Genomic DNA, 20,418 nt, shown 5'->3' with positions numbered 1-20,418 from the left:
AAGCTTCGTCGGAATGCCGCCCAGACCAAGCCTCGCCCCTGCGTAGGAGCGAGGCTTGCCCGCGAAGGCGACGTACCTGATTTCACTCAGTGTCGAACCAGCTTCTCCATCGCCGCATCTGCCAGAAAGGATGAGCGGCTTTTGACATTGTGCTCGCGCACATACCGGTCAATCCGCTGAATCACATAGCCGGGCAACGTGACATTGACCTTCTCGGTCTTGCCCATGTACGGCGCGATGTCCAGCTCCAGCATTCCCCATCCCATGTCGGCAAAGTCCGGGTTGCCACGATGGACGGCTGCCGAAGAAGGCATAGGAATCGCTTCCCCGTCAGCCGCTATTTCCTGAAGCATGATGTGGGCAATCTCGATCGCCGCGTTATAGGCGTCTTCAAACGTATCCCCGGCCGTTACGGCGCCCGGAATATCGGGGATCTGAATACCGATGGCGGTGTTCTCGTCGCCCCACTCGATACAGATTGGATATTGCATTATGGATCTCCTGCGTAACTGGCTGGCGGGCAGTAAAGCCCGGCGCGCCTCCTGATGCTTTTAACCGTCCCGATCGGTAAATCCTTTTTCGGGTGAGGGACGGGAATCGTGTACGGGTTGTATCGGTGGGTGAAGAGATGATGGCTGCCGGTAATCCGATCCAGCGTCCAGCCCGCCTCCTCCAGCTCCTTGATCAATAACCTGCTTTGCACCACCTGCCTCCTTGCTCCGGCCCAGACAAAAGTAACTCTAGAGTTATCTTTACTCAAGCACAAAAACCCTGATTACGACGTCCGGTTGTTTTACGAAGTGTGATTGCCGCCCAGCGCATACCTTCCAGAAGTGAATTCTTTTGCTCTGTGTGAGCCGTTACGCCGAGGTCGACCCGGATTACACTCAGCGCCCTGAGCCTGAAGCGATTCTGACGCTCCCACAGTTTGATCACGACAAGGACTTGAGATGGACCGTCTCGCCGCAATGGAAACCTTCGTCTACGTGGTGGAAACCGGCTCGTTTTCCGCCGCCGCACGACGGCTGAACATCGGCCAGCCCGCCGTGTCGAAAACCATCGCGCAACTGGAAGCACGGCTCGCGGTCCGGCTGTTGTTGCGCTCGACCCGTGGCCTGACGCCGACCGAAGCCGGGCTGGCGTTTTTCGAACGCGCCAGGCGCGCCATCGAGGAAGCCGACGAAGCGGACAAGGCGGCTCGGGGTGCGGCCAACGGGCTGACCGGCAACCTGCGCATCTGCGCCGCCGTGACCTTCGGCCGGATGCACATCGTTCCGCACCTCGGGCCGTTTCTCGAGCAAAACCCTGAATTGAACATCGACCTGATGCTCGACGACCGCAACGTCAACCTGGTCGAGGAAGGCGTCGACATCGCCCTGCGCATGGGCGCCCTGAGCGACTCGAACCTCACTGCGCGCAAGATCGCCGAATGCCGGCGTGTGGTCCTGGGCACGCCGACGTACTTCGAAAAACACGGCGAACCCGACTGCCCTGCCGATCTGAGCAAGCATCAGGCTGTCATCTACTCCTTGGGCGGTGGCGCCACCTGGCCGTTCAAAAACGCAGCCGAAGAACAATCCGTCATCGTCAACGGCAGGATTCGTGTCAGCGCCGCTGAAGGCCTGCGCGAAGCGGTGCTCGCCCATCAGGGGCTGACCATGGCGTCGCAGTGGATGTTTGCACCGGAGCTGGACAGCGGAGCGGTCAGGGAAGTGATGAGGGAGTGGTCGCTGCCGAATCAGGACCTGTGGGCGGTGTTTCCTACCGGGCGAATGGCGAGCGCCAAGGCCCGGGCGTTTGTGGAGTATGTGCGGGGGTTGTTGGTCAAGGAGATATGAAGAGGCCCTGACTCAAAATCAAAAGATCGCAGGCCTCGCCATCTCCGACATCACCGCGCGCACCGATGATCATCGTCGTACACGATCCTGTAGGAGTCTGCGATCTTTTTGCCGTTTAGCGCTATAGCACACACCCATCAAACCCAACCCTGACGTTCCCCGGCAACTCGCTGCTGTGCTCCAGCAACCACGCATCCAGCGTATGCCCGACATGCGTCAAGACCGCCAGCGCCGGTTGCAACTCTTCAATGCACTGCAGGGCAAGATTCAGATCGTTGTGATTGCGTGGTGTCTGCGGCTGCGGCGGTATCGAGCAGTCGAGCACCAGCAGATCCAGCGACTCACCCTGCAACCGTGCCGTAGTAGCGGGCGGCAGGCCGACCGTGTCGGTCAGGTAAGCGATTCGTCGACCCTCCCCCTCCAATAAGTAGCCCAATGTCGGTTTGGAGTGTTGCAGGGGTAACGCCTTGACGCGGAGCGTGCCGAACTGTCGGGTTTCAAATTGGGCAAACGGCTCGCTGAAATCAAGAATGCCCGGGTGCTTGTAGAGGTCCGCCAGGCCTTCCGGGTCGACCGGCCCATGCACCGGAATCACCAGCCCCTGGCCCCAGCGCAAATGCAGCAGCCCTTGGGCGTGATCGGCGTGGTAGTGGGTTTGAAGAATGCCGTTGAAGCTGCGCGGCGGGAAGCGTTCGGCCAGGTCCGGCAGGCCACTGTCGATCAGCCAGCGTTGGTCGCCGCATTCGATCAGCGCGCAACACGGTCGTCGTCGCCAGCGCTCATCGAGGCGCGCGCGGACGCAGGCCTGACATTCACAGCCATAGACCGGCACCTGTCGGGCATCGCCGGTGCCCAACAAGGTCAGGCGCATGGGTCGGGCTCGTCGATGCAGGCCAGCAGGTGCTCGACGGTGTGCTCCAGCGGCCCGGAGTTGTCGAGCACATGCACGCTCGGGTGCTCAACTGACAGGCGCTCACTGAAACGGTCATTACGCGCCAGCCGCTGATCGATCTCGGCCACCGACTCACGCCCGCGCGCCAGCAGGCGCTGGCGCAACACCGCAGGGTCCACGGTCAGCAACACCACCAGCATGTCCGGATAACGCTCACGGGTTTGCGGCAGATGCTCGCGTGAACCGTTGACCAGCACGTCGTCCCCCGTCGCCAGCCACTCGTCGATTTCCCGCGGGATGCCATAAGCCAGACCATTGGCCTGCCAGCTCAGGGCAAATGCACCCTGCGCCTGCATCTCGGCGAATTGCTGCATGCTGACGCCCAGCGCCGCCTCCCCGACCGCTTCCGCCGAGCGTGTGATGACCCGCCGCACGATACGACAGCCGCGTTCGGCTAACCGCGTTCGCGCAGCATCCAGCAGGCTGTCCTTGCCCGAACCTGAAGGCCCGATGAGATAGATCAACCTGCCTGACATCAAAACATCCTCTTCGCTTGTCGCCATACTTGCTGGACCACCGGCAAACCGTCCTGACTCCGTGCCTGCACCAGATCAGCGCGCAGGCCCGGGGCGATTTCGCCACGATCAATTAAGCCGGCGGCCCTGGCCGGGGCCAGGCTGACCATGCGTATCGCTTCGGCCAGATCGACCCGTTCGCTTTGCGCCGCCAGCGCAAACGCCGCTTGCAACAGGCTGGCCGGGTAGTAATCACTGGAAAGAATGTCCAGCAGGCCTTCCGCGGCCAGGTCTGCGGCGGCCACGTTACCCGAGTGGGAACCGCCGCGTACGATGTTCGGGGCGCCCATCAACACCTTCATGCCGTTTTGCTGACTGCCGCGTGCCGCCTCGGCGGTGGTCGGGAATTCGGCGATGGTCATGCCGTAACGCGCTGACTCTTCGACATGCGCCAGGGTCGCGTCGTCATGGCTGGCCACCGACAGGCCGCGGGCCAGGCAATGCTCGACAATCGCCGCGCGATAGCGGGTGCTGTACTCGCGGGAGTTGGCCTTCTGCAGCACGATGAATTCCTCCATCTGCGTAGTCGTCAGGTGATATTTGCCCATGTAGTACTCACGGTACTTGGATTCCATAACAAACTGGCGCTGGCCCGGCGAGTGGTCCATCACCGAGACCAGTTGCACCAGCGGATGCTCCACCAGGTCGCGGAATACGCTCAAGGTGTCTGGATGGCACAGTTCGCAACGCAGGTGCAGACGGTGTTCGGCACGGGTCAGCCCGGCGTCGGAGGCGCTGGAGATCGCTTCAAGCATCGCCGGCAATTTCTGCATGCGATTGCCTTTGGGGTTCACATCGCCGATGGAAATGGCGTCGAACACCGTGGTGATGCCGGCTGCGATGATCTGCGCATCGTGACTGAGCACCGCCGAGCGCGACGGCCAATCCACACCGGGGCGCGGGGTCATGTGTTTTTCCAGGTTGTCGGTGTGCAGCTCCACGAGGCCGGGCAACAGGAAATCACCGTTGAGGTCCTGAGCCTGAGGCAAGCGGCTCAGGCCTTCGGCAACGTCGGCGATCAAGCCGTCGCGCATTACCACGGAGCCGAGGAACACACGGTCAGCGGTGACCAGTCGGGCATTGCTGAGGATCTGTTCAGCGGACATTGGCGTATTCCTCGTGGTTCACAGCGGCTGGGGTCATGTCGAGATGGCGATCGGCAACGGCCTCGCGAGCGGTGCGATCGTGGAAGATGCCGATCAGCGCAGCGCCTGCTGCTTTCGCTTCATTCATCAGTTCCAACACCACCTGGCGATTGGTGTCGTCGAGGGACGCTGTCGGTTCGTCGAGCAACATCACCGGCCAGGCCACCATGAAGCCCCGGGCGATGTTCACCCGCTGCTGCTCGCCACCGGAAAACGTGCTGGGTGCCAGTTGCCACAGGCGTTGCGGGATGTTCAGACGGCTGAGCAACAGCTCGGCGCGCGATTGCGCCAGGTGTTTTGACCAGCCACGGGCCAGGGCCGGCTCCATCACCACGTCCAGGCAGGCCACCCGCGGGATCACCCGCAGGAACTGACTGACATAGCCCAGGGTTCGCTGGCGCACCTGAAGAATGTCGCGCGGCTCGGCGCCCACCATCTCCAGCCAGTGACCGTCATGTTGCACGCGGATGCTGCCGCCCGCCGGCAGGTAGTTGCCATAAAGGGTGCGCAACAAGGTGCTCTTACCGGCGCCGGACTGGCCATGCAGCACCAGGCATTCGCCGCCCGCCACACTGAAATCCACCCCGCGCAGTACGTTCAGGACCACGCCATGCTGCTGGTGCAGGGTGAAGGTTTTCGAGAGGTCACGGACCTCGATCAAGGTATTCATCGCTCGGACTTCCACAGATGGACAGGGCTTCACGGCTGCAACACCGAAGACACCAGCAGTTGCGAATAAGGGTGCTGCGGGTCGTCGAGGATCTGGTCGGTCAGGCCGGTTTCCACCACCCGCGAGCGCCGCATCACCATCAGCCGGTCCGCCAGCAAACGGGCCACGGCGAGGTCATGGGTAACGATGACCACCGCCAGGTCCAGTTCACGCACCAGCCCGCGCAGCAGGTCGAGCAAACGCGCCTGCACCGACACATCGAGGCCGCCCGTGGGTTCGTCCATGAACACCAGCCGCGGGCTCGACACCAGATTGCGAGCGATTTGCAGACGTTGCTGCATGCCGCCGGAAAAGGTCCGGGGCAAGTCGTCGATGCGCAGCGGGTCGATTTCCACCTGGCTCAACCAGTCAATCCCGGCGCCTCGCAGCTGCTGATAATTGCGCACACCCTGGGCCATCAGGCGTTCGCCGATGTTGGCGCCGGCGGAAACGCCCATGCGCAAACCGTCCCGGGGGTTCTGTTCGACGAAGCCCCACTCGGTGCGCAACAAGGTCCGGCGCTCGGCTTCACTGGCGCTGTACAGATCGAGCCATTCGCCCTGCTTGTCGCGGTAACCGATGCTGCCGTTGTGGGGCGGCAAGCGTCCGCTGAGCAGCGAGAGCAAGGTCGACTTGCCCGAGCCGGACTCGCCGACAATCCCCAGCACCTCACCGGGATACAGGTCGAAACTGACACCCTGGCAACCCTTCTCCGGGCCGTACAGCAGCGACAGGTCACGCACTTGCAGCAAAGGCTCGGTGGTCACGGACAGTTCGTTTTTCAGCGCCTGGTTCATTGGCCCTGCTCCTGCTGGCTGACGCGCTGGGCGCAGTAATAGGTGTCGGAACAGACGAAGCTCTGGGTCCCGGCATCGTCGATGATCAGCTCGTCGAGGAACGAATCGTGGCTGCCGCAAATGGCGCAGCACTCGTCCCACTTCTGCACTTCGAACGGGTGGTCCTCGAAGTCGAGGCTGGTGACTTTTGTGTACGGCGGCACCGCGTACAAACGCTTTTCCCGACCGGCGCCGAACAGCATCAGCGCCGGGCTCATGTCGAGTTTCGGGTTATCGAATTTGGGGATTGGCGACGGGTCCATCACGTAGCGTTCGTCGACCATCACCGGGTAGGCATAAGCAGTGGCGATGTGGCCGAAGGTGGCGATGTCTTCGTAGAGCTTGACGTGCATGACCCCGTAATCATTGAGGGCGTGCATGGTCCGGGTCTCGGTTTCGGACGGCTCGATAAAGCGCAACGGCTCCGGGATCGGCACTTGGTAGACCATGATCTGATCGGCGTGCAGCGGGGTTTCCGGGATGCGGTGGCGGGTCTGGATCACCGTGGCATCCGGCGTGCTTTCGGTGGTCATGACGCCAGCGGTGCGAGCGAAGAAACGGCGGATCGACACGGCGTTGGTGGTGTCGTCCGCGCCCTGATCGATGACCTTGAGCACGTCATCGGCACCGAGAATCGCCGCGGTCAATTGCATGCCGCCGGTGCCCCAGCCATAAGGCAACGGCATCTCGCGGCCACCGAACGGCACCTGGTAACCGGGGATCGCCACGGCCTTGAGCAAGGCGCGGCGGATCATGCGTTTGGTCTGCTCGTCGAGGTAAGCAAAGTTGTACGCCGCATCGCGTTCCGGCGCCCGGCCCTTCATAGGGTTGCTCAGGTCATTCATGGCTGTGGCCCTCGGCAGGCTTGCGCAGTTTGCGGATCAGTTCCAGTTCGGCCTGGAAGTCCACGTAGTGCGGTAATTTGAGGTGCGAGACAAAACCGGCGGCCTCGACGTTGTCGCAGTGCATCAGTACGAATTCTTCCTGCTGCGCCGGGGACACGATCTCTTCGTTGTACTCCCCGGCCCGCAATGCACGGTCGACCAGCGCCATGCCCATGGCCTTGCGCTCGGCGTGTCCGAAGGCCAGGCCGTAACCGCGGGTGAACTGCGCCAGCTCGGTGGCCGAGCCGACGAACTGGTTGACCATCTCGCACTCGGTCACTTCAATGCCGCCCAGGCAGATGGGGAAACCCAGTTCTTCGGGATCGATCCAGACCTCCACTTCACCGATGCGAATTTCCCCGGCGAACGGATGGTTGCGTCCGTAACCGCGTTGGGTGGAATAGCCCAGCGCCAGCAGAAAACCTTCGTCGCCACGGGCCAGGGCCTGCAAGCGTTGGGCGCGATTGGCGGGCAGTTCCAGCAGGTCGCGGGTGATGTCGGCGACGCTGTCGCTGTTGTCGGCTTCGTTCTTGATCAGGCCTTCCTTGGCCAGCAAACCCAGGACCCGTGGGCAGGGTTCGAGACTGGCGTTCGGGGTGGTTGGCGGTCCGGGATACTCGCCTTCGGCGAGCAGTGCAAAATCCAGCAGACGATGGGTGTAGTCGAAGGTCGGCCCGAGCAGTTGCCCACCGGGCACATCCTTGAAGGTGGCGGACAGACGCCGGCTGAGCTGCATGTTTGAGGTGTCGATCGGCAGGCTCGGGCTGAAACGCGGCAACGTGGTGCGGTAGGCACGCAGCAGGAAGATCGCTTCCACCAGATCGCCCGCTGCCTGCTTGATCGCCAGCGCGGCCAGTTCTTCGTCGTAGAGCGAGCCTTCACTCATCACTCGCGCCACGGCCAACGGCAGTTGCTGACGGATTTGCTCAATGCCCAGCTCAGTGATCGAGGTGTCGCCCCGGCGCTTTTTCGCCAGCAGACGGTGGGCATTGTCGATGGCTTGTTCGCCACCCTTGACGGCTACGTACATCAGATACGCTCCTGTGTAATACGGGTGCTACGCGGCAAACCAATCAAGTCCTGGCCGGCGGTGAAAAACAGATCCAGCCCCCGGGGGAATTCGTTGCGTCGCTCACGCTCGGACCAGAAACCCTCGGCCACCGGCAAAGCGACCGCGTGCGCGGTTTCGATCCCCGGACCTTTCCATACCAGACCTGCCCCACCACGCAGATCCGGTAACTGAACCAGCAAGGTGCAGGACTGATCGGGGTAACGGTCATTGCCATGTTCAAAGCCGCTGAGGTCGAGCAGATCCTCCGCCGCAAGCAACGCAAACCGCGCGGTCTCTCTGTTTGCGGTAAGGGGGCAACCACAGTGGAACGCCAGGTTGGCGCGGATCAGCGGCGTGTCGAAGGACGGTGCCAGCCACAGCGGCGTGTCGACATCCAGCAACGCCAGGCACAGCGCATAGGTGGCCGGCGCCAACCCTTCGAGGGTCGGTGTGGCGTGCAAGGTCTGGGTCAATCCAGGGCCAGCCAGTGCTTTGAGCGCGGCGCGAAAACCGCGCTGGGCATCCAGCACCGGGTCGGTAAACGCCGGTTGCAACAACGGTGCGCTCATCAGTTTTCGCCTCGCACAAGGGTGAAGAATTCGACTTTGGTGGCGGCGGTTTCCGCCTCTTTTTGCGCCCGGCGTTGTGCCTGGGCGTTGGCCAACGGCGTGATCACTTCATCCAGCCAGTGGCGCTGCTGCGCGCCCTGCAAATGCGCGTCGGCCAGGGCCGCCAACTCGGCGTGGACCTTGTCGCGCCCTGCCAGATAGCTGTAACCGGTGCGACCATCGGCCAGGCGCACCACGCAACGGGTCACGCTCATTTCGCCGACGTTGAACGGCGCGCCGTTGCCGCCCATGCGACCACGGACCAGCGTCATGCCGATTTCCGGAGCGCGAATCAGTTGGTACTCGACATCGCGCAGCGCAGCTTCGTGAGGCTGCAATTCGCTGCGACGAGCGCGGGCCAGCACGCCGATCCAGTGCTGCCGATCGGTGTGAGGAACAGGGCCGTGAATTGGGCCGTGAATTGAGTCGTGCATTGAGCTCTCCATCAGGTGACGACCTGGTACTGGAAGCGATCCGAACGGCTGGTGGACTGCGCCAGCTCCACCGGGCGGCCGTCGCGATCGCGGGAAAGGGTGAACACACTCAGCGCCGGCAAATGCCGCGGCATCATCAGCAACGCGGCTTCTTCGCGGCTGGGTAAACGGGCGCCGATCAGGCTCAGGGTGCGGGTCAGCGGCAGGTCGCGTTCGCTCAGGTACTGGCGAAGGGAACCGCCGGTGTAGTCCGCCAGCAATGGCGCGTGGCTGGCGCAATAGCGATGGCGGATCAGGCTGACTGGCTGGTGGTCGAGCTTGCGCAGGGTCTGCAACTCAATCATCGGCGCCATCTCGACCAGACCGAGGTGTTGCGCCTCTTCACGACTGGCGAAGCAATAACGTCGCTTGAGCAGGACGGCTTCGACGCCGATCCCCTGAGCCGACAACGACTGGCTGTAGGCACTGTCGGCGGCCATCGGATAAATCAGCGGCCGTTCCAGCACCTGTGTGCCCTTGCCCTGGCGGCGCAGCAGGCTGCCTTCGAACACCAGTTCATCGATGGCGCGGCGCAAGGTATGGCGGTTGACCCCGAAACGCTCGGCCAACTGCACCTCCGCCGGCAGGAAGTCGCCGGCCTGATAATCGGCCAGCTCGCGACGCAGGATGTCGGCCAGCTCGCGGTACACCGGCTCATCTTGTCTAGACAACTGCATGCTTAAAAAAAGCGCCCACGGGCACCCCTCCGAAATTCAGATGAACTGCTTGCGCAAGCGTTGCGACAGGATGTCGATCAGGCTCACCACGACGATGATCACCAGCAAGACTGCGCACGTTTGAACAAACTGAAAGGCGCGGATGTTCTCCCACAGAATCACCCCGATCCCGCCGGCACCGACCATCCCCACCACCGTCGCCGAGCGCACGTTGGCCTCGAACCGATACAGCGCGTAGGACACCCACAGCGGCATCACTTGCGGAATCACGCCGTAGATCACTTCTTGCAAGGCACTGGCACCGGTGGCGCGAACCCCTTCAACCGGGCCTGGATCAATCGCCTCGACCGCTTCAGCGAACAGCTTGGCAAGCACGCCAGTGGTGCTGATCCACAGCGCCAATACCCCGGCAAACGGCCCCAACCCGACAGCCACTACGAACAACATCGCGAAGACCATTTCGTTGATCGAGCGGAAGGCGTCCATCACCCGACGCAGCGGCTGGTGGATCCACCAGGGAGTGATGTTCTCGGAGCAGAGAATGCCCAGCGGCACCGAGCAGACAATCGCCAACACCGTGCCCCACAGGGCGATTTGTACGGTGACGATCATTTCCTTGAGGTAGGCGCGCCATTCGTGGAAGTCAGGCGGGAAGAAATCGGCGGCGAAGGTCGCCATGTTTCCGGAGTCACGGTACAGCGCCATCGGGTTCATCTCGGCGCCGTGCCAGGCCCAGGCCAGCAGAACCAGGAACAGGCCCCAACCGGCGTACTGCGGCCAGGTGCGCTTGCCGACAGCTTCAGCGTGCAGAGTGGTCATGAAGATTTCTCTAAAAAAGCGTTCAAAGAGGCGGGGCGCATAAGGAATGCCTGCTAAAAAAACCTGTGGGAGCGAGCCTGCTCGCGAAAGCGGTATGTCAGCCGACATCGATGTTGCATGTGTCGCCGTCTTCGCGAGCAGGCTCGCTCCCACAGTTACCGCACCGTGAATCAACCGGCGTTGGCTGCGGTCTTTTTGTCGCTGGTCTTTTCCAGCAAGCTCAGGCGTTCTTGCAGCTTGGCCAGCTCGGCATCGATCTCGGCCAGGCGCTTGGCCTTGTCCGCCGCCTCGAGCTTGGTGTCGGCGCTGATCGTGGTGCGCTGCTTGAACAGTTCAAGCTGACGGATCGGCAGCAGCTGGTCATCGCTGGACTTCAGGAACTTGCCCAGTTGCATGCCTGCAAGCACCGCTTTCTCCGAGTCGGTGTCGCCATAGCTGAAGATGAAGTCACGGATCTTGGTCTTCTCGCTGTCGCTCAGCGCCTTGCTCCACACCAGCGGGTCGGCGGGAATCAGCGGCGATTTCCAGATCACTTTGAGCATCGCTGCCTTGTCAGGCTGGGTGACTTCCAGGCGATCCCAGCTTTCGGTGTTGAACGTCGCCACGTCCAGTTGCCCCTTGGCCACGCTCAAGGCGTTGACCTCATGACTGGAGTTGAGGGTGCGCTTGAACGCGGTGGCGGCATCGACGTTGTTCTTGGCGAACACGTAGTAGCCCGGCACCAGATAGCCCGACGTGGAGTTCGGATCGCCGTTGCCGAAGGTCAGGTTCTTGGCGTTTTTCAGCATGTCGTCGACGGAGTTGATCGGGCTGTCCTTGCGCACGATCAGCACGCTCCAGTACCCGGCGGCGCCACTGGCGGCAGCGGTCTGGGCGAAGATCTCACCGTTGGAACGGTCCACGGCTTCGATGGCGGCCTTGTTGCCCAGCCAGGCGACATCAACCTTGTTGAAGCGCATGCCCTGGATCAGACCGGCATAGTCGGAGGCGAACGTGGCGTTGATTTTCAGGCCGGTCTTCTTCTGCATGTCATCCAGAAACGGTTGCCAGATGCTCTTCAGGTTTTGCGAAGACTCGGTGGACATGATGCCGAAGTTGATGGCTTTTTCTTCAGCCTGGGCGGTGCCCAGCACACAACTGGCGAGCAGAGCGGCGCCAGCAAAAACGCGACCGATACGGTTCAACATGGAAAGGATTCCTGAGGGTGCGTAGTTGGGGAAATGGAGCTATTCACACGCGAGCCAGCACCAGCCGGGGAGCGGGTTCGCTGCGGCGGGACTGGTCGGAGAACATCAGGCTGGTGTCGAGGTCGGCACCGTACAGATCGTTGAGGAACTGACTGCTCAGGTCGGCGGCGAGGCCATCGAAATGAATCCGCCCGCCCTTGAGTGCCACGGCACGGGGGCAATAGCGCGTGGCGTAGTCGACCTGATGCAGGGTGACCACCACGGTCTTGCCGTCGCGGCGGTTGATGTCGGCAAGGATTTCCATGACCTTGCGCGCCGATTCCGGGTCCAGGGAGGCGATGGGTTCATCGGCCAGAATGACCTCGGCACGCTGGGTCAGCGCTCGGGCAATGGCTACTCGCTGCTGCTGACCGCCAGACAAGGTCGACGCTCGTTGCGCCGCAAGATCGGCCAGGCCGACACGGTCCAGGGACTCCAGAGCGAAGCGCTTCTCCTCGGCATTGAACAGGCACAAATTGCCACGCCAGCGCGGCATGCGCCCCAGGCAACCGAGCAGCACGTTATCGAGCACACTGAGGCGGTTGACCAGGTTGAACTGCTGGAAGATGTAGCCAATGTCGGCGCGCAAACGACGAACCTTGCCATTGAGCCGCCCGGACGACTGCACTTCCCGACCCAGCACCTTGACGCTGCCGCCGTTGCTGCGATCGCAACAGGCCAAGCCTGCGAGGTGGCGCAACAAGGTGGATTTGCCGGAACCGGAAGCGCCAATCAGCGCGACCATCTCACCGGCCGCGATGGTGAGTTCGAGGTCGACCAGTGCGGTTTTGCGCGCAAAGGTCTTGTTCAGATGATCGACATGGATAGCTGCGTTCATGGGCTTCTCTGTCTGGTTGAACAGCCGTCCCTGGCCGCTTTGAAGTTCAACCGACTTTAGGCACGGGCTGTGTCAGCCCTATGACTTGCACAAGTCGCTGGATTAACCGTTTGATGAAGGTTTTGTGAAAGGTTGAGCCGGGGGTGCCGCTGAACCTGTGGGAGTGAGCCTGCTTGTGAAAGCTGTGTCATGGCTGGCTGGGGTTTTTGATCGTGGACATATCCGTTACCGCAGGAATGGATATGTACACCATCAAAACCTATGTCGCCGGACACACCGTCTTCGCGAGCAGGCTCGCTCCCACAAGGTCCAGTGGTAGTCCGCTCTTTCCCGCGCCCACAAAAAAGGCGACCCCGAAAGTCGCCTTTTGCGTTACTGCCCGAATTGCCGTCCCAGCCCACCCGGCACGCCATGGATATCCGTCTCTTCCCAAGGCCCATTCGGACTGATCGACCGGCTCCAGCCGTTGTTGAAGCGGTAATACGTGCGCTGGCGGTAGAAGGTATTGGTCTGGTCATCCAGCACGTAAACACCAAGCTTGGGATCCCAATGGCTGTTGCCCCCCGGTGGCGGCGCGAAGCTGGCGGAGGTGCGCGGCAGCGGTTTGGCAGGCTTGGCTGGAATGCCTGGCTTGCTCGGGGTCGGTGTCGTTGAAGGTGTCGGGCTGGGTTGTGAAGGCGGAATCGGTGGCAGCGGCGTCGGTTCCGGCCGCTGGACCGCACACGCGCTTAACCCCAAAACCAGACTGAGCAGGGTGATACGAGCGATAGCGGTCATGGTTGCGTTTTCCTGTTATTTGTCCGGACTGTCGATGGTCAGTTTTTGCGGCGCGGTGGTGCTGCTGGCCAGCGGCTGGCTGCGACCGATCCATTCGCCGGCGGTCGGTTGACCCGCACGGGAGATGCGCGCAACCAGTTGGACTTCAGGGAAGTTCGACAGTTTCAACTGCGGCATCATTGCGTCGGCATCGCCCAGTTCGACAGTCGCCGGCAAGTCAGCCACGGTCAGGCGTTTGGCGGCCAGTGGCGCCGGCGGACCATTGGTGGCGCGAGCGAAGATGAACACGCTGTCGCCCGGCTGAACCTTGGCTTTGAGCGCTGGCGCCAGATCGACGCTGACTTTGAGCAGCGCCGACTTGACCGCAGGCGCCTGGGCGACCTTACCGCCGCCGGCTTCGAGTTTTTCAGTGGCGCGGGCAATACCGCCTTGCAGCGCGGCCCGGGAGTTGTCGTCCGGCGGCAGCTGCGCCAGCAGACGATTCCAGAAGTCGATGGCGTCCTGATAACGCGCACTCTCAAACGCGGCAATGCCAAGCAAACCGAGGCTGGTGACTTCCTTCGGATCGGCTTTCAACGCTTCGTCGGTGAGTGCCTGAACCTTGTCTGACCACTTCTTGCCATCGGCGAAGTACTGAGCCTGCGCCCACTGGCCCAGCAGTTCCGGCTGACGACCGGCCAGGTTCACCGTGCGTTCGAAGATCTTCGCCGCATCGCCAGGACGATCCTGCGCCATGTAGGTCCGACCCAGGAAGTACAGGCCTTCTGCTGAATCCGGTTGAGCCGCGACGGCGCGCTCCAGGCGACGGGTCATCTCTTCCATCGACTGCGGTGCCTGAGAGAATTCGCGGGTCAGCTCGACCTTGTCGCTCGCGCCGAAATGCAGGTAGAGCCCAAGCCCCAACACCGGCACCAGGATCGCCGCCAGCAGTGGCCACGGTTTGCCCAGACGGGACACGCGTGGCGCTTCGACGCCTTCGGTGTCAGCGAGCAGTTCACGAGCCGCTTCGGCGCGACCGGTTTCCAGTTGCGCAGCGTTGAGCACGCCCTCTTCCTGCTCGGTTTGCAACTCAGCCACGCGTTCCTGATACAGCGCGACGTTCAGGGCCGTACGATCCTCTTCCAGCTGAGCGCGACGGCCACGCAGAACGGGGATCAGCAGAAAACTCAGGGCAACCAGAAGCAGCAGACCTGCAGCGAGCCAGAAATCAATCATTCTTGGTTTTATCCAACAGGTGGTCGAGGCGCTCGCGCTCCTCGGCAGAAAGCGAGTCCGGGGCATCAGTGCGCTGCACGCGACGACGGCGGACGATCACGGCGATGATCACAAAACCGCCCAGCAACAGGCCGGCCGGGCCGAACCAGAGCAAGGCAGTCTTGGCGTTCAGGGCGGGCTTGTAGCGGACGAAATCACCGTAGCGATCGACCATGAAATCGATGATCTGCTGATTGTCCTTGCCCTCGCCCAACATGCGGAAAATCTCTTTGCGCAGGTCGGCGGCGATCGGTGCGTTGGAATCGGCAATGTCCTGATTCTGGCACTTGGGGCAACGCAGCTCTTTGGTCAGCTCGCGAAAACGCTCGCGATCACCTTCTTTGGCGAACTCGTAGGTGTCGATGGCGGCGTGTGCCACGCCGGCCATGCTCAAGCCCAGTACAACAGCGGCTATCCAGCGCTTCATGGCTTGGCCTCATCGACCAGCGCCTGATACTTGGCCGCCAGTTTTTCGCGCCAGACCTGTTCGTCGATCACGCCGACGAACTTGTCGCGGATGATGCCTTTGGCATCGATGAAGAAAGTTTCCGGAGCGCCGTACACACCGAGGTTCAAGCCCAGCGTGCCCTCGTCGTCACGGATGTCCAGTTGATACGGGTTGTGGAATTCCACCAGCCACTTCAAGGCGTCCGCGTTGACGTCCTTGTAGTTGATGCCGTAGATCACCACGCCCTTCTCCGCCAGTTTGTTCAGCACCGGGTGCTCGACCCGGCAGGAAATGCACCAGGTGCCCCAGACGTTGACCAGTGCCGGTTTACCCACAATGTCAGCTTTGGTCAGGGTCTTGTCGCCCTGTACCGCGGGCAGGGAAAACTCCGGAAACGGCTTGCCGATCATTGCCGAAGGCAGCTCGGCCGGGTCCAGGTACAGACCGCGATAAAGGAACACAGCCACCACCAGAAAAATCACCAGCGGCAACAGCATCAACCAACGCCTCATGCCGTCGCTCCCGTCATGCCCAGTGCTTCACGCACGCGGCTTTTCACCTTGACCCGATATCGGCGATCAAGCGCCGCCAGCAGCCCGCCCAACCCGGTGAGCAGCCCGCCGAACCAGATCCAGCGCACGAACGGCTTGACGTGTACACGCACGGCCCAAGCGCCATCGCCCAGTGGTTCGCCGAGGGCGACGTAGAGATCACGCGTAAAACCGGCGTCGATCCCGGCTTCGGTCATCACCGAGTTCTGCACGGTGTACAGACGTTTTTCCGGGTGTAGCACGCTGATTTCCTTGCCGTCGCGGATCACCCGCACGGTGCCCTTGTCGGAGGTGAAATTCGGGCCTTCGAAGTGCTTTGCGCCTTCGAACACGAACTGGTAACCGCCCAGATTCATGGATTCTCCTGGTGCCAGGCGCAGGTCGCGTTCGGCACTGTTCTGACTCGACAGCACGACACCGAGCGCGCACACGGCGATGCCCAAATGCGCAACCTGCATGCCCCAGTAGCTGCGGGTCAGGGTCGGCAGGCCTTTGATCAAGCCTTTGTGGCGCGTCTTGTCGACAATGTCGCGCACGCCGGCCAGCAACACCCAGGCCGCAAGCATGAAGGTCGCGATCACCGCCCAGTTGAAGTCGCCATAAGCGACACCGGCCACCACGGCCAGCGCGGCGCTGCCGAGTAGCACCGGGGTCAGCATGCTCATCAGCCATTTGACCGGGGTGTCCTTCCAGCGCACCAGCATACCGACCGCCATCACCACCATCAGCAAAGCCATCAACGGAATGAACAGCGCGTTGAAATACGGTGGGCCGACCGACAGCTTGGCGCCGGTCATCGCATCGAGGATCAGCGGATACAAGGTGCCGAGCAGGATCATCGACGCCGCCACCACCAGCACCAGGTTGTTGCCCAGCAACAGGGTTTCCCGGGACCAGAGGTTGAAGCCGACATGGCTTTTCACCACCGGCGCGCGCAGGGCAAACAACGTCAGCGAACCACCGACCACGAACAGCAGGAAGATCAGGATGAACACGCCGCGCTCAGGATCGGAGGCGAAGGCGTGAACCGAGGTCAACACGCCGGAACGCACCAGGAACGTACCCAGCAGGCTCAACGAGAAGGCGGCGATGGCCAGCAACACGGTCCAGCTCTTGAACACGCCACGTTTTTCCGTGACCGCCAACGAGTGGATCAACGCGGTGCCCACCAGCCATGGCATGAACGAGGCGTTTTCCACCGGGTCCCAGAACCACCAGCCGCCCCAGCCGAGTTCGTAATAAGCCCACCACGAACCGAGGGTGATGCCGATGCCGAGGAAGGCCCAGGCGACGATGGTCCATGGACGCGACCAGCGCGCCCACGCCGCATCAAGACGGCCGCCGAGCAATGCGGCAATGGCAAACGCGAACGCCACGGAGAACCCGACATAACCCATGTACAGCATCGGCGGGTGAACGATCAGGCCGATGTCTTGCAGCAATGGATTGAGGTCACGACCGTCCGCTGGAATTTGCGGCAGGATGCGAGCGAACGGGTTCGAGGTGAGGATCAGGAACAGCAGGAAACCGGTGCTGATCATGCCCATCACCGCCAGCACCCGCGCCAGCATCACTTGCGGCAACTGCCGGGAGAACACCGACACCGCAAAGGTCCAGCCACCGAGGATCAACGCCCACAGCAGCAACGAACCTTCGTGCGCGCCCCACACGGCGCTGAATTTGTAGTACCACGGCAACGCGCTGTTGGAGTTGCTGGCGACGTAGGCGACGGAAAAGTCGTCGGCCATGAATGCGTAGGTCAGGCAACCGAAGGCGAACAACAGAAAGGCAAACTGGCCCCAGGCGGCCGGCTGAGCCAGGCTCATCCACAAGCGGTCACCGCGCCAGGCACCCAGCAACGGCACCACGGCTTGAACCAGCGCGAAACACAGCGCCAGAATCATCGCCAGGTGGCCCAATTCAGGGATAAACAGCCCTGAACCATAAAGAGCAGATGTCATCAATTAACCCTCTTTCGCAGGAGTGGGTGCCGACTGGCCGCTGTCTTTCAGGGCCTTGGTCACTTCCGGCGGCATGTATTTCTCGTCGTGCTTGGCCAGCACTTCGTCAGCCACCACTACGCCGTCGGCGTTGAGCTTGCCCAGGGCGACGATGCCCTGCCCTTCGCGGAACAGGTCCGGGAGGATGCCGCGGTAAGTGATGGTCACGGATTTGTTGAAGTCGGTGACGATGAATTTCACGTCCAGCGAATCGCCAGAACGTTGCAGCGAACCTTTCTCGACCATACCGCCGGCACGAATGCGCGTGTCTTGCGGCGCTTCGCCATTGGCGATTTGCGTCGGTGTGTAAAACAGATTGATGTTCTGCTGCAGGGCGCTCAGGGCCAGGCCGACGGCAGCGCCGACACCGACCAGGATCGCGAGAATGATGATAAGACGCTTTTTGCGCAGCGGATTCACTTGCCGTTCTCCCGGCGCAGACGACGCGCCTCTTGTTGCAGATACCGCTTGCGGGCCAGGACCGGCGCCGCCACGTTGAGGGCCAGCACCACCAGGCAGATGCCATAGGCTGACCAGACATACAGGCCGTGATGGCCCATGGCGAGAAAGTCGCCGAATGAAGCAAAACTCATCGAGCGGCCTCCAGACTGTTCTGCACTTCTGCCTTTACCCAACTGGCGCGAGCTTCACGCTTGAGCACTTCAAGGCGCATGCGCAGCAGCAATACCGCGCCGAAGAAACAGTAGAAACCCAGCGCCGTCAGCAGCAGTGGCAGCCACATCTCGGCCGGCATTGCCGGTTTTTCGGTGAGGGTGAAGGTCGCGCCCTGATGCAGGGTGTTCCACCACTCCACCGAGTACTTGATGATCGGGATGTTGATCACGCCGACAATCGCCAGCACCGCGCAGGCCTTGGCCGCACTGTCACGATTGCTGATGGCGTTGCCCAGCGCAATGAGACCGAAGTACAGAAACAGCAGAATAAGCATGGACGTAAGTCGCGCATCCCAGACCCACCACGAGCCCCAGGTCGGCTTGCCCCAGATCGCGCCGGTGACCAGCGCCACGGCGGTCATCCAGGCACCGATGGGGGCCGCGCATTGCAGCGCGACGTCGGCCAGTTTCATCTTCCAGACCAGCCCGACGATCCCGCACACCGCCAGCATCACGTAGATGGACTGCGCCAGCATGGCGGCCGGAACGTGGATATAGATGATGCGAAAACTGTTGCCTTGCTGGTAGTCAGGCGGCGCGAAGGCCAGGCCCCAAACGACACCGACGCCGATCAGCAACAACGCGGCAATGCTCAGCCACGGCAGCAATTTGCCGCTGATGCCGTAAAACCATTTGGGTGAGCCGAGCTTATGAAACCAGGTCCAGTTCATTGCAGTTTCCATCACGGTTGCTACTCGCCATCATGAGTAGCGAAGGGTCTGCCTTTCTTAAAAGAAAGCGATCAAAAATTGATCAGACCTCATTATTATTCGCCGACGCTGATCTTCAGGCCAGCAGCTATTGCAAAAGGTGTCAGGGTTATCGCCAGGGCGGTCAAGCTGCCAAGCCACAGGAGATAACCGGTCGCCGGCATGCCCTGCAAAGCCGCCTGCAAGGCGCCACTGCCGAGAATCAACACCGGGATGTACAACGGCAGAATCAGCAGCGCCAGCAACAGGCCACCACGCTTCAACCCCACCGTCAGGGCTGCGCCTACCGCACCGAGCAAGCTGAGCACCGGTGTACCGAGCAACAGGGAAAGCAGCAACACCGGCAGACAGGCGGTTGGCAAACCGAGCATCAACGCCAGCAATGGAGCGAGCAAAACCAGTGCCAGACCAGAGAAGGCCCAGTGTGCCAGCACCTTGGCCAAAACCAGAAGAGGCAGGGGGTGCGGCGAAAGGACCCACTGCTCAAGGGAACCGTCTTCGAAATCACTGCGGAAAAGCCCGTCCAGCGAGAGCAGAACCGATAAAAGGGCCGCCACCCAGACCAGTCCCGGAGACAAGGTTTGCAACAATTGAGACTCGGGGCCGACCGCCAACGGGAACAGCGAAACCACGATCGCGAAGAATACGAGCGGATTGGCCAGTTCCGCCGGACGGCGGAACAACAAGCGAGCCTCACGGGCGACCAACAGGCCGAAAACACTCATACGGCCCAGTTCCCCAAATCGATGTCGCGATAACCGACCGGCATCCGGTTCAGCGTGTGGTGAGTGGTCAGCACGACCATGCCGCCGCGCTCACAGTGCGCGGCCAGGTGTTCTTCGAGTTGCGCCACGCCTTGCTTGTCGAGTGCGGTGAATGGCTCGTCGAGGATCCACAGTGGCGGACTATCCAGGTACAGACGCGCCAACGCCACGCGGCGTTGCTGACCAGCGGACAGGGTGTGACAGGGAACATCTTCGAAACCGCGCAGTCCGACAGCGGCAAGCGCAGCCCAAATGGCTTCATGGGAGGCCGGTTGATGCAGGGCGCAGAGCCAGCTGAGGTTTTCTTCCGGTGTCAGCAAATCCTTGATGCCTGCGGCATGGCCGATCCACAGCAGGTTGCGCGCCAGTTCACTGCGTTGTTCGTTCAACGGCTGGCCGTTGAGCAGCACTTGACCGGCGGTCGGCTGCATCAGGCCCGACAGCAGACGTAAAAGGCTGGTTTTGCCACTGCCGTTGGGGCCGCTGATTTGCAACATTTCGCCACTGGCCAGTCTCAATTCGAGATTTTCGAAGAGCAGCCGAAGGTCTCGCTCACAGGCGAGTGCAACGGTTTGCAGGACAGGACTGGTCAAGAGATCACGGGCCTTTTGCGGTTCAAGTCGGCGGCGGAGCAGCCGCTAAAGAGATGCAGCATAGATGCATTGGCGG

At 61.8% G+C, this 20,418-nt stretch carries 26 protein-coding genes; 1 reads left to right on the top strand and 25 read right to left on the bottom strand.

Annotated features, from left to right (window positions below; all coding sequences use genetic code 11):
• Positions 1-86 precede the first annotated feature (86 nt).
• Positions 87-491 carry a type II toxin-antitoxin system HicB family antitoxin gene (locus tag KJF94_RS04935; RefSeq protein ID WP_214381591.1) on the bottom strand — a complete coding sequence of 135 codons (405 nt, stop codon included), beginning with the start codon at positions 489-491 and terminating at the stop codon, positions 87-89.
• Positions 491-703: a type II toxin-antitoxin system HicA family toxin gene (locus tag KJF94_RS04930; protein ID WP_214381589.1), complete on the bottom strand. Its 213-nt coding sequence runs from the start codon at positions 701-703 to the stop codon at positions 491-493. Before KJF94_RS04930 ends, KJF94_RS04935 begins: the two co-directional genes overlap by 1 nt.
• A 247-nt stretch (positions 704-950) precedes the next feature.
• On the opposite strand from KJF94_RS04930, the gene KJF94_RS04925 reads away from it, so the two are divergent.
• A complete protein-coding gene (locus tag KJF94_RS04925) occupies positions 951-1,838 on the top strand; it encodes a LysR family transcriptional regulator (RefSeq protein WP_214381587.1) in 888 nt (295 codons plus the stop codon).
• A 121-nt stretch (positions 1,839-1,959) separates the two neighbouring features.
• Here KJF94_RS04925 and phnP read toward each other — a convergent pair whose 3' ends face one another.
• From phnP to ccmA, 23 genes are all read right to left on the bottom strand, one after another.
• A complete protein-coding gene (phnP, locus tag KJF94_RS04920) occupies positions 1,960-2,709 on the bottom strand; it encodes a phosphonate metabolism protein PhnP (RefSeq protein WP_214381585.1) in 750 nt (249 codons plus the stop codon).
• Positions 2,700-3,266, bottom strand: coding sequence for a phosphonate metabolism protein/1,5-bisphosphokinase (PRPP-forming) PhnN (gene phnN, locus KJF94_RS04915; RefSeq protein WP_214381583.1), 567 nt, complete (start codon positions 3,264-3,266; stop codon positions 2,700-2,702). The genes phnP and phnN overlap by 10 nt, the downstream gene beginning before the upstream one ends.
• On the bottom strand, positions 3,266-4,411 hold the full coding sequence (locus KJF94_RS04910; protein WP_214381581.1) for an alpha-D-ribose 1-methylphosphonate 5-triphosphate diphosphatase: 1,146 nt from the start codon (positions 4,409-4,411) through the stop codon (positions 3,266-3,268). The genes phnN and KJF94_RS04910 overlap by 1 nt, the downstream gene beginning before the upstream one ends.
• Positions 4,401-5,120 (bottom strand): phosphonate C-P lyase system protein PhnL, encoded by a 720-nt coding sequence (gene phnL / locus KJF94_RS04905; protein ID WP_214381579.1) that lies wholly within the window; start codon positions 5,118-5,120, stop codon positions 4,401-4,403. Before phnL ends, KJF94_RS04910 begins: the two co-directional genes overlap by 11 nt.
• Before the next feature lie 29 nt (positions 5,121-5,149).
• Positions 5,150-5,956: a phosphonate C-P lyase system protein PhnK gene (gene phnK / locus KJF94_RS04900; RefSeq protein WP_214381578.1), complete on the bottom strand. Its 807-nt coding sequence runs from the start codon at positions 5,954-5,956 to the stop codon at positions 5,150-5,152.
• Complete coding sequence (locus KJF94_RS04895) at positions 5,953-6,819, bottom strand: alpha-D-ribose 1-methylphosphonate 5-phosphate C-P-lyase PhnJ (RefSeq protein WP_214384726.1); 867 nt, start codon at positions 6,817-6,819, stop codon at positions 5,953-5,955. Before KJF94_RS04895 ends, phnK begins: the two co-directional genes overlap by 4 nt.
• A gap of 13 nt (positions 6,820-6,832) precedes the next feature.
• Positions 6,833-7,909 (bottom strand): carbon-phosphorus lyase complex subunit, encoded by a 1,077-nt coding sequence (locus KJF94_RS04890; protein WP_214381577.1) that lies wholly within the window; start codon positions 7,907-7,909, stop codon positions 6,833-6,835.
• Entirely contained in the window at positions 7,909-8,499 is a 591-nt protein-coding gene (gene phnH / locus KJF94_RS04885) for a phosphonate C-P lyase system protein PhnH (protein WP_214381576.1), read from the bottom strand. Before phnH ends, KJF94_RS04890 begins: the two co-directional genes overlap by 1 nt.
• On the bottom strand, positions 8,499-8,972 hold the full coding sequence (gene phnG, locus KJF94_RS04880; RefSeq protein WP_214381575.1) for a phosphonate C-P lyase system protein PhnG: 474 nt from the start codon (positions 8,970-8,972) through the stop codon (positions 8,499-8,501). Before phnG ends, phnH begins: the two co-directional genes overlap by 1 nt.
• Before the next feature lie 11 nt (positions 8,973-8,983).
• Complete coding sequence (phnF, locus tag KJF94_RS04875) at positions 8,984-9,688, bottom strand: phosphonate metabolism transcriptional regulator PhnF (RefSeq protein ID WP_214381574.1); 705 nt, start codon at positions 9,686-9,688, stop codon at positions 8,984-8,986.
• A gap of 36 nt (positions 9,689-9,724) precedes the next feature.
• Complete coding sequence (phnE, locus tag KJF94_RS04870; RefSeq protein WP_034146313.1) at positions 9,725-10,507, bottom strand: phosphonate ABC transporter, permease protein PhnE; 783 nt, start codon at positions 10,505-10,507, stop codon at positions 9,725-9,727.
• Positions 10,508-10,677: 170 nt separating this feature from the next.
• On the bottom strand, positions 10,678-11,694 hold the full coding sequence (gene phnD / locus KJF94_RS04865; protein WP_214381573.1) for a phosphonate ABC transporter substrate-binding protein: 1,017 nt from the start codon (positions 11,692-11,694) through the stop codon (positions 10,678-10,680).
• A 43-nt stretch (positions 11,695-11,737) separates the two neighbouring features.
• A complete protein-coding gene (gene phnC, locus KJF94_RS04860) occupies positions 11,738-12,571 on the bottom strand; it encodes a phosphonate ABC transporter ATP-binding protein (protein WP_214381572.1) in 834 nt (277 codons plus the stop codon).
• 372 nt (positions 12,572-12,943) lie between these two features.
• Positions 12,944-13,348 carry a hypothetical protein gene (locus tag KJF94_RS04855; RefSeq protein ID WP_214381571.1) on the bottom strand — a complete coding sequence of 135 codons (405 nt, stop codon included), beginning with the start codon at positions 13,346-13,348 and terminating at the stop codon, positions 12,944-12,946.
• Between the two features lie 15 nt (positions 13,349-13,363).
• Entirely contained in the window at positions 13,364-14,563 is a 1,200-nt protein-coding gene (ccmI, locus tag KJF94_RS04850; protein ID WP_214381569.1) for a c-type cytochrome biogenesis protein CcmI, read from the bottom strand.
• A complete protein-coding gene (locus KJF94_RS04845) occupies positions 14,556-15,029 on the bottom strand; it encodes a cytochrome c-type biogenesis protein (protein ID WP_214381567.1) in 474 nt (157 codons plus the stop codon). The genes ccmI and KJF94_RS04845 overlap by 8 nt, the downstream gene beginning before the upstream one ends.
• Positions 15,026-15,562, bottom strand: coding sequence for a DsbE family thiol:disulfide interchange protein (locus KJF94_RS04840; protein WP_084320589.1), 537 nt, complete (start codon positions 15,560-15,562; stop codon positions 15,026-15,028). Before KJF94_RS04840 ends, KJF94_RS04845 begins: the two co-directional genes overlap by 4 nt.
• Positions 15,559-17,562: a heme lyase CcmF/NrfE family subunit gene (locus KJF94_RS04835; protein ID WP_214381565.1), complete on the bottom strand. Its 2,004-nt coding sequence runs from the start codon at positions 17,560-17,562 to the stop codon at positions 15,559-15,561. Before KJF94_RS04835 ends, KJF94_RS04840 begins: the two co-directional genes overlap by 4 nt.
• A gap of 3 nt (positions 17,563-17,565) precedes the next feature.
• Complete coding sequence (ccmE, locus tag KJF94_RS04830; RefSeq protein WP_054596313.1) at positions 17,566-18,021, bottom strand: cytochrome c maturation protein CcmE; 456 nt, start codon at positions 18,019-18,021, stop codon at positions 17,566-17,568.
• Positions 18,018-18,194 carry a heme exporter protein CcmD gene (ccmD, locus tag KJF94_RS04825; RefSeq protein ID WP_017337208.1) on the bottom strand — a complete coding sequence of 59 codons (177 nt, stop codon included), beginning with the start codon at positions 18,192-18,194 and terminating at the stop codon, positions 18,018-18,020. Before ccmD ends, ccmE begins: the two co-directional genes overlap by 4 nt.
• Entirely contained in the window at positions 18,191-18,946 is a 756-nt protein-coding gene (locus KJF94_RS04820; RefSeq protein WP_157714069.1) for a heme ABC transporter permease, read from the bottom strand. Before KJF94_RS04820 ends, ccmD begins: the two co-directional genes overlap by 4 nt.
• A gap of 95 nt (positions 18,947-19,041) precedes the next feature.
• Positions 19,042-19,710 (bottom strand): heme exporter protein CcmB, encoded by a 669-nt coding sequence (ccmB, locus tag KJF94_RS04815; RefSeq protein ID WP_084320586.1) that lies wholly within the window; start codon positions 19,708-19,710, stop codon positions 19,042-19,044.
• Complete coding sequence (gene ccmA / locus KJF94_RS04810; RefSeq protein ID WP_214381562.1) at positions 19,707-20,342, bottom strand: cytochrome c biogenesis heme-transporting ATPase CcmA; 636 nt, start codon at positions 20,340-20,342, stop codon at positions 19,707-19,709. Before ccmA ends, ccmB begins: the two co-directional genes overlap by 4 nt.
• Positions 20,343-20,418: the final 76 nt, after the last annotated feature.

Source organism: Pseudomonas hormoni, assembly GCF_018502625.1.
GTDB lineage: Bacteria > Pseudomonadota > Gammaproteobacteria > Pseudomonadales > Pseudomonadaceae > Aquipseudomonas > Aquipseudomonas hormoni.
The sequence above is the reverse complement of the archived record's forward strand: the minus strand, read 5'-3'. Positions and strand labels throughout refer to the sequence as shown.

Coding starts and splice junctions, on each gene's coding strand:
- KJF94_RS04935 (WP_214381591.1), bottom strand. CDS start 491: ATGCAATATCCAATCTGTATCGAGTGGGGCGACGAGAACACCGCCATC.
- KJF94_RS04925 (WP_214381587.1), top strand. CDS start 951: ATGGACCGTCTCGCCGCAATGGAAACCTTCGTCTACGTGGTGGAAACC.
- phnP (WP_214381585.1), bottom strand. CDS start 2,709: ATGCGCCTGACCTTGTTGGGCACCGGCGATGCCCGACAGGTGCCGGTC.
- phnN (WP_214381583.1), bottom strand. CDS start 3,266: ATGTCAGGCAGGTTGATCTATCTCATCGGGCCTTCAGGTTCGGGCAAG.
- KJF94_RS04910 (WP_214381581.1), bottom strand. CDS start 4,411: ATGTCCGCTGAACAGATCCTCAGCAATGCCCGACTGGTCACCGCTGAC.
- phnL (WP_214381579.1), bottom strand. CDS start 5,120: ATGAATACCTTGATCGAGGTCCGTGACCTCTCGAAAACCTTCACCCTG.
- phnK (WP_214381578.1), bottom strand. CDS start 5,956: ATGAACCAGGCGCTGAAAAACGAACTGTCCGTGACCACCGAGCCTTTG.
- KJF94_RS04895 (WP_214384726.1), bottom strand. CDS start 6,819: ATGAAGGGCCGGGCGCCGGAACGCGATGCGGCGTACAACTTTGCTTAC.
- KJF94_RS04890 (WP_214381577.1), bottom strand. CDS start 7,909: ATGTACGTAGCCGTCAAGGGTGGCGAACAAGCCATCGACAATGCCCAC.
- phnH (WP_214381576.1), bottom strand. CDS start 8,499: ATGAGCGCACCGTTGTTGCAACCGGCGTTTACCGACCCGGTGCTGGAT.
- phnG (WP_214381575.1), bottom strand. CDS start 8,972: ATGCACGACTCAATTCACGGCCCAATTCACGGCCCTGTTCCTCACACC.
- phnF (WP_214381574.1), bottom strand. CDS start 9,688: ATGCAGTTGTCTAGACAAGATGAGCCGGTGTACCGCGAGCTGGCCGAC.
- phnE (WP_034146313.1), bottom strand. CDS start 10,507: ATGACCACTCTGCACGCTGAAGCTGTCGGCAAGCGCACCTGGCCGCAG.
- phnD (WP_214381573.1), bottom strand. CDS start 11,694: ATGTTGAACCGTATCGGTCGCGTTTTTGCTGGCGCCGCTCTGCTCGCC.
- phnC (WP_214381572.1), bottom strand. CDS start 12,571: ATGAACGCAGCTATCCATGTCGATCATCTGAACAAGACCTTTGCGCGC.
- KJF94_RS04855 (WP_214381571.1), bottom strand. CDS start 13,348: ATGACCGCTATCGCTCGTATCACCCTGCTCAGTCTGGTTTTGGGGTTA.
- ccmI (WP_214381569.1), bottom strand. CDS start 14,563: ATGATTGATTTCTGGCTCGCTGCAGGTCTGCTGCTTCTGGTTGCCCTG.
- KJF94_RS04845 (WP_214381567.1), bottom strand. CDS start 15,029: ATGAAGCGCTGGATAGCCGCTGTTGTACTGGGCTTGAGCATGGCCGGC.
- KJF94_RS04840 (WP_084320589.1), bottom strand. CDS start 15,562: ATGAGGCGTTGGTTGATGCTGTTGCCGCTGGTGATTTTTCTGGTGGTG.
- KJF94_RS04835 (WP_214381565.1), bottom strand. CDS start 17,562: ATGACATCTGCTCTTTATGGTTCAGGGCTGTTTATCCCTGAATTGGGC.
- ccmD (WP_017337208.1), bottom strand. CDS start 18,194: ATGAGTTTTGCTTCATTCGGCGACTTTCTCGCCATGGGCCATCACGGC.
- KJF94_RS04820 (WP_157714069.1), bottom strand. CDS start 18,946: ATGAACTGGACCTGGTTTCATAAGCTCGGCTCACCCAAATGGTTTTAC.
- ccmB (WP_084320586.1), bottom strand. CDS start 19,710: ATGAGTGTTTTCGGCCTGTTGGTCGCCCGTGAGGCTCGCTTGTTGTTC.